Here is a 7,429-nt window from a genome sequence, read left to right on the forward strand (position 1 = left end):
GGATGCACCGGCCCCGTACCGCTCGTTACTGTTGCTGCGCCACTTCCGCCCGCAGTTGCGCGATGGCGGGGGCAAGCTGCGGAGGCTGCATGTTCTTCGGCACCTCCACGGTGAAGCGCTCGAAGTGCTCCAGCGCTCCGGCCTTGTCGCCCCGGCGCAGCGACAGGCTGCCCAGGAAGATGAGCGCCTCCTGCGCGTCCGGCCACGTGTCCACCAGGTCGACGAGCTCCTGCTCCGCGCCCTCCAGGTCTCCGGACGCCGCCGCGCGCAGCACGCCCCGGTGCACCCGCAGCTCCACGTTGAACGGATCCACCGCCAGGCCCTTCTGCGTCACCTTCATCGCTTCCGGGAACTGCTGCTGACGGATGAGCTCATGGCTCAGCATCGCCGCCGCCTCCACGTCCCCCGGGTTCGACGCGAGCCGCTGGCGCGCCTGCTCAATCTCGTCGTTCTGCTGGGGCATCCCGGCGGCTTCCTCCTGCTGCTGGGCCGTCATGCCCGGCGGCGTCGCGCCCGTGCCCATCTGGCCCTCCTCGCGCGGCTTCTGCTCGGAGACCAGGAGGTAGCCCAGCCCCCCGAAGAAGACCACCACGCCCGCGCCCCACAGCGCTCCCACCATCTGCGGGTTGCGCGAGGCCCAGCCCGTGGGCGCCGGCACGTTGCGCGCGGGGACCTTCACTCCGGCCGCATGCCGCTTCTGGTGCTCGTCCCGGGCGCGCAGCGCCGCCGCCGCCTCATGCTCCAGGCGCGACTTCTCCGCCGTGTAGTGCTCCGCCGTGAAGTGGTGCTTCTCCGCCTCCAGCGTGCGCAGCTGCTCGATGAGCGACTGCGCCCGCTGCGACAGGTCCTCCGTCGTCCCGTCCGCCTTCACCTCGGCCGCGGAGACTCCAGGGGCCGCGCCCGTCTTGCGGCGCTGGAAGAGGAGCCACGCGGCCGCCAGCACGAAGGCGACCGAGAGGACGATGATTCCGGGCAACCAGTTGGTGGGCTCGGGCTGCATGGCTTAGCGCTCCAGCTCCCGGCGCACGGCCTGGAGATAGGGGTCGGCGTCGTCCGTCGACGGCGCCGGGGGGGATGAAGGGGAGGGTGCCGCCGCCGCTTCGGTGGCGACCGCGCCCTCGGGCAACGGCTGACGCTGCCGGAGGATGACGAAGAGGCCGCCCAGCACGAGCACCACCGGCCCCAACCACACGAACCAGTTGAAGCCCTCCGCGCGCGGCTCCAGCAACACCCACTCGCCGTAGCGCGCCACGAAGTAGTCGACGATCTCCTCGTCCGTCTTTCCGTCGGAGACCAGCTCGCGCACCTTGTCCAACTGCGCGCGCGCCATCGACGACGGGCTGTCCGCCACGGACAGGCCCTGGCACACCGCGCAGCGCAGCTTCTTCGCCAACACCTGCACCCGCGCCTCACGGGCCGGCGCGAGCGGATCACTCGCGGCCTGCTGTGGCGCGAACTGCCCCGTGGCAAGACTCAGGGCGAGGGTCAACGAGACGAGGACGGCATTCATCAGGGGCTCCAGCGGGGGCCGTGCCTAACTACAGCCCCCTGAGCGGTATTGCACAGCGAAACCTGGGACGCACGCCCGCCACCCCGGTCGCCCTCCGGGAGGTGGCGCGGGAGCTAGCGGGAGTAGCCCGTGTCGCGCTCGGTCTCCGAGTCCTGCTCCGGGTCGTAGGGCTCGTCGTCGTACGGGCCTTCTTCGGGCGGGAACCCGGAGCCCGGCTCGTCGCGCGCCAGGGCGTGGCGCACTGCATAGAAGCCCACGGCGCCCAGGCCGAAGAGGAAGGCGAAGGGCCCCACGGCCAGCCGGACGCCAGCGAGCGCCCAGAGCAGGCTCACGCTCACCGCGCCCAGGGGCACCCAGCGCAGGGCCGCCGGACGCTCCACCTCCGGGTGCAGCGCGGCGATGACAAGCAGGCTCAGGAGCGCGAGCAGCGGCAATTCCGACGCGGGCACGTCCCAGCCGGAGCGCGTGATGACGCCCCCGCCCGCGTAGAGCGAATCCTCGTCGGGCCGGTTGCTGGGAATCACGCGCAGCTCGGGCGGGGCCCCCTGCACGCTCGCAGGCACCGGGACGTTGGCCGGCAGGGACGACCCGTCCGCCATCATCTTCCCCCACGGCAGGTAGAGGGCGATGAGGCACACCGCGACGCCCGCCAGCGCCAACACCCGGGGAAACCCGAGCAGCGACCGGACGTCGAACAGGCGGTTCACCCCATCCGGCCCTTCGACGACCTGCTTGTACTGCTCCAAGCCCACCAGTACCGCGCCCGCCACCCAGATGGGCAGGAGCAGGTTGAAGCCCGAAAGCTTCAACGCGAGCGCCGCCAACAGCAGCGTGTACGCGGCGGGCACTTCCGGCCGCATCAGCACCAGCGGCACGGAGTCCACCCAGCCCGGGGCGTCACCACTGCGGCGCAGCTCGCGCGCGACCACCGCCACCCCGCCCACGAGCGTCAGCAGCGAGCCCACCACGCCCACGTTGGGGAAGAAGGGCAGGATGGACAGCGCCAGGCAGAACACCACCACGCCCACACCCAGCACGCTCTGCGAGTGGCCGGGCACTTCCTTGAGCCAGCGCGGCCCCGTGTAGCCGTCGTCTTCCTCGACCGCGGCCACGGGCGCGGCCGCAGCAGCAGGAGGACGATGGGTTCCGGTGCGCTGCCTGCGGTCCTCCTCCTCCTCTTCCATCAGCTCCGACGCGTAGGCGGGCTCCGAGGCGGGACGGCTGGGGCGCGAGTTCCGGGCACTGGGGCGCGGCGCGGTGGCCGGTCGCGCCGGCATCTTCGCGCCACATTGCTCGCAGTACATCAGCCGGACATCCGCCGCGCTCTCACCGCACTCGGGGCACTGCATGGGGGCCCACCTCGCTGGACAGGGGCCCGGGGGGAGGTCCCTGAAACGACGCCGACGGATTGAGGATCTACTACGGATTCTCCGCGCCCCGCGAGGCGGCCCCCCGGTGCCCTGATGGGGCCCGAAGGTGCCTGCCCTTCAAGCGGGGCAGCGCGGACTTCAGCGCTGGCGCGCGGCCTCGGCCGTGGGGGCCGGGGCGGGCTGGGACAGCTCCTTCACGCGCGCCGCCAGCGTCTGCGGATCGATGGGGCCCACGTGCTTGCCGCGGATGGTGCCCTGCGCGTCGATGAAGTACGTCTCCGGCACGCCCGCGACGCCGTAGTCCACCGCCATGCGCGAGCGCTCGTCCATCAACTGCGGGAAGCTGGCGCCCATGCGGCGCAGGAAGTCGAGCGCGTTCTCCTCGGTGTCCTCGAAGACGACGCCCATGAACACCGCCTGCGAGCCCATCTCCCGCGCGCCCCATTCGAGCACCGGGTGCTCGTACTTGCAGGGCCCGCACCACGACGCCCAGAAGTTGAGCACCACCGGGCGGCCCTTCAGGTCCGACAGCTTCACGGCCTCGCCCCCGCCAAGGAGCTTGAGGACGAAGGCCGGCGCCGGTGAGCCCTTGAGCATGAAGGGCACTTCATGCGGGTCGCGCCCGAAGCCCTTGAAGAGGACGAACAGCAGCGCCGCCGCTGCCACCGCGAAGGCCGCCGGATAGCGCCACCGCTTCATGCCGCACCCCGTTCGGCGTCACCGCCCGTGAGGGGAGGGGAGGCACCCACCGCCGGCGCGTCCGCGCGCACCACCGCCGCCTTGCGCTGCGGCCATACGGCAATGAGCGTGCCCAGGAGCAACAGCGGCAGGCTGTACCAGATCCACCCCACCAGCGGGAAAACCCAGACGTTGAAGCTCGCCGTGCCTGTCGACTCGCTGAAGGCCATCAGCGACACGTACAGGTCCTCCTTGGGCGTCTCGCGCACCGCCGGGGTGCCCACGGGGTCCGTGCTCCGCTCGTAGTAGTTCATCCGAGGGCGCAGCTCCGACACCGTGCCGTTGGGCGCGGTGACTTCCAGGCGCGCGGCGACGAAGGTGCGGTGCGGCTCCTCGCCGCTGGACAGGCCCTTGTACTTGAGCTGGTAGCCGTCCAGCGTCAGCGTGGCTTCCTTCTTCAGCGTGCCGGACGTGTGCGTCACGTACGCGCTGGAGGCCGCCACGGCGACGATGATGACGACGATGCCCATGTGCACCACGTAGCCGCCGAAGCGGCGGCGCGCCTTGCCCGTCGCGGTGGTGAGCGCGGTGACGAAGCCTTCCTTGCGCTCGCGCATGCGCACGAGCACCGGCGTCGCCAGCTCGCGCAGCGTCACCACGGTGACGAAGCCGGCCAGGCCGAAGGTCAGGATGGGGTACACGCCGCGAAGCCCCGACAGCAGGCACGCGCCCGACACGAGCAGGCCCACCACCGCGGGGACGATGAACTGCCGGCGCAGCGCCGCCTTGTCCGGCTTGCCCCACGGCAGCACGGGGCCCACGCCCATCAGGAACAGCACCGCGATGCCGCCCGGCACCGCCATCTTGTTGAAGTACGGCTCGCCCACGCTCACGCGCACGCCGCGCACCGCTTCGGACACCAGCGGGTAGAGCGTGCCCAGGAGCACCGTGAAGGTGATGGCCACGAACACCAGGTTGTTCACCAGGATGCTCGCCTCGCGCGACACCAGCGACGTGAGGTTTCCCTCCGGCGCCAGCAGGTGACCGCGCGTCGCCAACAGGCCGATGCACACCACCAGCAGGATGCCGATGAACACCAGGAACGTGGGCCCGATGTCCGACTGGGTGAACGAGTGCACCGAGTTGAAGATGCCCGAGCGGGTCATGAACGTGCCCAGGATGGTGAGCACGAAGCTGGCCAGCGCAAGGCTGAGCGTCCACAGCTTCAGCATCCGCTTGCGCTCCTGCACCATGGTGGAGTGCATGAACGCCGTCGCGGTGAGCCACGGCAGGAACGACGCGTTCTCCACCGGATCCCACGCCCAGTAGCCGCCCCAGCCCAGCACCGCGTACGCCCACCAGGAGCCCAGCACGATGCCCAGCGTGAGGAACATCCACGCGATGAGCGTCCAGCGCCGCAGGGGCGCCATCCACGCTTCGCCAATCTCCCCGCGCAACAGGCCCGCGATGGCGACGCCGAACGGCACCGTCATGCCCACGTAGCCCAGGTAGAGCATGGGCGGGTGGATGATCATCAGGAAGTGGTTCTGCAGAAGCGGGTTCGGCCCCGGCCCGTCCGCCGGCACCGGCGACACCGCGCCCCAGGGGTTCGCGGGGCCGGCGATGAGGAAGGCGAAGAAGACGCCCACGGCCAGCATGGTGCCCAGCGCCAGTTGCATGTAGCGCGCGTGCTCGCGGCGGTGCACGTACGCGAACGCCGCGACGTACACGCCCATGATGAGGCCCCAGAAGAGGATGGAGCCTTCGAGCGCGCTCCACAGCGACACGATGGTGTAGATGAGCGGCGTCGCGCGGCTGCCCACCTGGGCCACGTACTTCACGCTGAAGTCGTGGTTGATCAACGCTTCGACCATCACCAGGTTGCTGCCAATCATGCAGGCCGCGAAGCCCCACACCGCGCGCAGCACCCAGGGGTAGCTGGCGTCGGTGCGGCGCATGCCGCCCACCAGGCCGACGATGGCGCCAAAGGCCGCGAAGGCCAGGCCCGCCAGCACCAGCCCGTAACCGAGGACTCCGTTCACGGCGCCCCCGGCGGCGTCATGGTGGCCGTGGTGGCGCCCTCGGCCAGCGTGTCCTGCCACTGGCGCGGAGCCTCGCCTTCCTTCGGCGCGCGGTACTCGTTGGAGTGGTTCACCATCAGCCGGTTCGACGTGAAGATGCCGGCCTGGTCGTAGGTGCCCTCCACGACGACGCCAATCTTCTCGCGGAACATCTGCGGCGGCGTCTCCAGCGAGCGCACGTGCACGCTCTTGGACTCCGGCTTCGCGTCATCCGCGACGCGGAACTCCAGCGTGGTGTGGGCCTCGTTCCACTGGATGCTGCCCGGCTGCACCACGCCGCCCAGGCGGATGGTGGCCGAGTAGGCCTTGTCCCCGTTGGACAGCAGCTCCGACGGGCTCCAGTAATAGACGAGGTTGTCGCCGATGTTGCCGAAGGCGATGAAGGCGAGGCCGGCGCCTGCGACCAGCAGGGCTCCCAGCGCGACAAGTCGGTTGCGGTTGACGGGCGTCATGGGCTCACTCCTTCGAATCGGACGCGGCGCGGGGGCGGCGGGCCCAGAGGGACACCGAGTAGAGCACGAAGGCGGCCACGGAGATGCCATAGCAGGCACCCACATAGCCCCAGCCGCCCTGGAGGCGGCCGCTGCCCACCTGGGCCAGCACCATCAGCGAGGTCAGTGCGTTCATCGGTCAGGCCACCTTCGAGGATTGGGACGCGCGCTGCGCCGGGTCGTCCGAAGGCAGCGCCTCCGGGAGCGCCACCTCCGCGTTGCGCTCCGCGATCGCGATGCGGTAGCGGTGGATGAGGAAGACAATCATCAGCCCCAGCATGCCGAACGCCGCGACGCGCAACGGCAGCACCATCTGCGGGTCCACCGTCTTGGGGCTGGACTGCGTCTGGTGCAGGCTGCGCCACCAGCGCACGGAGAACCACACGATGGGCAGGTTGACGGCCCCGATGATGGCCACCACCGCGCTCCACACCGCGCGCTTGTCCGGGTCCTCCACGAAGCGGCGCAGCACCAGGTAGCCGGTGTAGGCCACCAGCAGGATGGCCTCCGACGTCAGGCGCGGATCCCAGGACCAGTACACGCCCCAGGTGGGGCGGCCCCAGATGGCGCCGGTGATCATCCCGAGCGCGCCGAAGAGCAGGCCCACCTCCGCGGCGGCCTCCGCCAGCGCGTCCGTCTTCCACGACTGACGCATCAGGTACGTCACCGCGGCCACGAAGTTGAGGAACATGGCCAGCATGGCCATCCACTGGAGCGGCACGTGGACGTACATGATGCGCTGCACGTCGCCCATTTCGCGGTCCGGCGGCGCCCAGACAAGGCCCAGCCACCAGCCCCAGCCCAGCAGGCCCAGCGTCAGCGCCGGCAAACCCCACTTGACGAACTTGTTCATCCTTCAGTCCTCGATGACGCGCGGGAAGAGCATGAAGCCCAGGCCCCAGTAAATGAGGTTGAACCCCAGCAAAAGCCCCTGCCAGGAGCCCAGCTGATGCATCGGATCCCCCTGGAGCACGAGCGTGGTCCCCTTGGCGGCGGAGAGGAGGGCCGGAATGACGAGCGGGAACAATAGCAGAGGTAGGAGCACATCCCGCGCGCGGGCATTGCTGGAGATGGCCGCATACACGGTCCCCGGGGCGCTGAGCGCCAGGCAGCCCAGGACCAGGATGCCCGCCAGGTCACCGAACCCGGTGACGATCTTCACCCCGTAGAGCGCCACCATCACCGGCACCAGCACCACGCCCAGCGCCAGGAGCAGGAGCGCATTGCCAATCGCCTTGGACAGGAAGATGGCGCGCGCGTTCGCGGGCGCCAGCCGCACGCCGTCCAGGCAGGCGTTCT

At 70.3% G+C, this 7,429-nt stretch carries 9 protein-coding genes; all 9 read right to left on the minus strand.

Annotated elements, in window-relative coordinates; genetic code table 11:
* Positions 1-25: 25 nt before the first annotated feature.
* Positions 26-1,000 (minus strand): tetratricopeptide repeat protein, encoded by a 975-nt coding sequence (locus OV208_RS25925; protein ID WP_267576574.1) that lies wholly within the window; start codon positions 998-1,000, stop codon positions 26-28.
* A 3-nt stretch (positions 1,001-1,003) separates the two neighbouring features.
* Positions 1,004-1,510, minus strand: a complete 507-nt coding sequence (locus OV208_RS25930; RefSeq protein ID WP_267576575.1) for a cytochrome c-type biogenesis protein — start codon at positions 1,508-1,510, stop codon at positions 1,004-1,006.
* 113 nt (positions 1,511-1,623) lie between these two features.
* Positions 1,624-2,859 (minus strand): zinc ribbon domain-containing protein, encoded by a 1,236-nt coding sequence (locus OV208_RS25935; protein ID WP_267576576.1) that lies wholly within the window; start codon positions 2,857-2,859, stop codon positions 1,624-1,626.
* A gap of 159 nt (positions 2,860-3,018) precedes the next feature.
* Positions 3,019-3,579: a TlpA family protein disulfide reductase gene (locus OV208_RS25940; protein ID WP_267576577.1), complete on the minus strand. Its 561-nt coding sequence runs from the start codon at positions 3,577-3,579 to the stop codon at positions 3,019-3,021.
* Positions 3,576-5,600 carry a heme lyase CcmF/NrfE family subunit gene (locus OV208_RS25945; protein ID WP_267576578.1) on the minus strand — a complete coding sequence of 675 codons (2,025 nt, stop codon included), beginning with the start codon at positions 5,598-5,600 and terminating at the stop codon, positions 3,576-3,578. The genes OV208_RS25940 and OV208_RS25945 overlap by 4 nt, the downstream gene beginning before the upstream one ends.
* Positions 5,597-6,091 carry a cytochrome c maturation protein CcmE gene (locus tag OV208_RS25950; RefSeq protein ID WP_267576579.1) on the minus strand — a complete coding sequence of 165 codons (495 nt, stop codon included), beginning with the start codon at positions 6,089-6,091 and terminating at the stop codon, positions 5,597-5,599. Before OV208_RS25950 ends, OV208_RS25945 begins: the two co-directional genes overlap by 4 nt.
* 4 nt (positions 6,092-6,095) lie before the next feature.
* Positions 6,096-6,266: a hypothetical protein gene (locus OV208_RS25955; RefSeq protein ID WP_167508741.1), complete on the minus strand. Its 171-nt coding sequence runs from the start codon at positions 6,264-6,266 to the stop codon at positions 6,096-6,098.
* Positions 6,267-6,269: 3 nt separating this feature from the next.
* Positions 6,270-6,983 carry a cytochrome c biogenesis protein CcsA gene (gene ccsA, locus OV208_RS25960; RefSeq protein ID WP_267576580.1) on the minus strand — a complete coding sequence of 238 codons (714 nt, stop codon included), beginning with the start codon at positions 6,981-6,983 and terminating at the stop codon, positions 6,270-6,272.
* 3 nt (positions 6,984-6,986) lie between these two features.
* Positions 6,987-7,429 (minus strand): heme exporter protein CcmB (locus OV208_RS25965; protein ID WP_267576581.1); only part of this gene is annotated, 443 nt, incomplete at its 5' end.

Source organism: Corallococcus sp. bb12-1 (assembly GCF_026626765.1).
In the GTDB taxonomy this organism is placed as follows: Bacteria; Myxococcota; Myxococcia; order Myxococcales; family Myxococcaceae; genus Corallococcus; species Corallococcus terminator.